Here is a 397-nt window from a genome sequence, read left to right as displayed (position 1 = left end):
CTTTTACTAACTTCCTGACTATAAGAGAAATTAAATTAGAGGCTCAAAGATAAGGAGTTAATTCGCCAGTGAAGTATTTTAAAAGCAAAAGCGGCAGCCCTTAGAGGCTACCGCTTCCAATTGAAGAATTAATTGGTTGGTTAATCCTTATTCCCAGTCCGGCATTATTGCATTTTGGATGAGCTCCGTTCTATCTTCATTTTCATTGACATCTCTAACTATACTTTGGGTATATATGTTTCTCGGTGAAATTCCGTCGTTGGAAGTATTTACAAAAATGACTTCAGCTTCGTTTGGAGAAAACCTTGGATCAAGATCGTTCGTCCCATCAGGCTTGTCGTAACTAATATCCACAATTTCCCCGCTTGAAAAATGGTAAATAAACATACGCGAATCC

The 397-nt window shown here is 38.0% G+C and carries 1 pseudogene; it reads right to left on the bottom strand.

The annotated features are described in order from the left end of the window. Window positions 1–147: 147 nt before the first annotated feature. Window positions 148–397 (bottom strand): annotated as a pseudogene (locus RM529_RS17855) (carboxypeptidase regulatory-like domain-containing protein); the annotation flags it as partial.

The sequence above is a fragment of the Autumnicola edwardsiae genome (assembly GCF_031846505.1).
Classification (GTDB): Bacteria; Bacteroidota; Bacteroidia; order Flavobacteriales; family Flavobacteriaceae; genus Autumnicola; species Autumnicola edwardsiae.
The sequence above is the reverse complement of the archived record's forward strand: the minus strand, read 5'-3'. Positions and strand labels throughout refer to the sequence as shown.